The 1,643-nt window shown below is 57.5% G+C and carries 2 rRNA genes; both read right to left on the bottom strand.

The features are described 5' to 3' along the window. Positions 1 to 1,278, bottom strand: a 23S ribosomal RNA gene (locus tag ACFY12_RS35585); the annotation flags it as partial. A gap of 305 nt (positions 1,279 to 1,583) precedes the next feature. Beyond that, positions 1,584 to 1,643 (bottom strand): 16S ribosomal RNA (locus tag ACFY12_RS35580); the annotation flags it as partial.

Here is a 1,643-nt window from a genome sequence, read left to right as displayed (position 1 = left end):
TACTGCAATGACACGACTTCGGCGGTGTACTTGAGCCCCGCTACATTGTCGGCGCGGAATCACTTGACCAGTGAGCTATTACGCACTCTTTCAAGGATGGCTGCTTCTAAGCCAACCTCCTGGTTGTCTCTGCGACTCCACATCCTTTCCCACTTAGCACACGCTTAGGGGCCTTAGTCGATGCTCTGGGCTGTTTCCCTCTCGACCATGGAGCTTATCCCCCACAGTCTCACTGCCGCGCTCTCACTTACCGGCATTCGGAGTTTGGCTAAGGTCAGTAACCCGGTAGGGCCCATCGCCTATCCAGTGCTCTACCTCCGGCAAGAAACACACGACGCTGCACCTAAATGCATTTCGGGGAGAACCAGCTATCACGGAGTTTGATTGGCCTTTCACCCCTAACCACAGGTCATCCCCCAGGTTTTCAACCCTGGTGGGTTCGGCCCTCCACGAAGTCTTACCTCCGCTTCAGCCTGCCCATGGCTAGATCACTCCGCTTCGGGTCTTGGGCACGCTACTCAAACGCCCTCTTCGGACTCGCTTTCGCTACGGCTTCCCCACACGGGTTAACCTCGCAACATACCGCAAACTCGCAGGCTCATTCTTCAAAAGGCACGCAGTCACGACGTTGAGTCCGAAGACTCAACGCGACGCTCCCACGGCTTGTAGGCACACGGTTTCAGGTACTATTTCACTCCGCTCCCGCGGTACTTTTCACCATTCCCTCACGGTACTATCCGCTATCGGTCACCAGGGAATATTTAGGCTTAACGGGTGGTCCCGCCAGATTCACACGGGATTTCACGGGCCCCGTGCTACTTGGGTGTCTCTTAAACGAGCCGCTGACGTTTCAGCTACGGGGGTCTTACCCTCTACGCCGGACCTTTCGCATGTCCTTCGCCTACATCAACGGTTTCTGACTCGTCCCACAGCCGGCAGACTGCAGAAAAGAGACCCCACAACCCCAACCACGCAACCCCTGCCGGGTATCACACGTGACTGGTTTGGCCTCATCCAGTTTCGCTCGCCACTACTCCCGGAATCACGGTTGTTTTCTCTTCCTGCGGGTACTGAGATGTTTCACTTCCCCGCGTTCCCTCCACACTGCCTATGTGTTCAGCAGCGGGTGACAGCCCATGACGACTGCCGGGTTTCCCCATTCGGACACCCCCGGATCAAAGCTCGGTTGACAGCTCCCCGGGGCCTATCGCGGCCTCCCACGTCCTTCATCGGTTCCTGGTGCCAAGGCATCCACCGTGCGCCCTTAAAAACTTGGCCACAGATGCTCGCGTCCACTGTGCAGTTCTCAAGCAACGACCAGCCACCCACCACCCCAACCACAACGGCTGAGTTCACTGGGGCCGGCATCGCGAAGGGCGAGCAACGCTCGCACCCTCAGACACCCAACAGCGCGCCCGACACCCTCAGTCAAGAAATCGCGTTCCACGCCGAAGCAGTACTAACGGTCTCCCTGACCAAGTGTGCCGAGTAGTCAACGTTCCACCCATGAGCAACCAGCATCAGACACTCGCTGATGTACTGGCCCCTTGACCAAGCCAGGCTTGGTAAGAAGTGCTCCTTAGAAAGGAGGTGATCCAGCCGCACCTTCCGGTACGGCTACCTTGTTACGACTTCGTCCCAAT

This window comes from Streptomyces sp. NPDC001339, from assembly GCF_042895955.1.
GTDB lineage: Bacteria > Actinomycetota > Actinomycetes > Streptomycetales > Streptomycetaceae > Streptomyces.
Note: the sequence above shows the minus strand (reverse complement) of the source record. Positions and strands in the feature narration are given on the sequence as shown.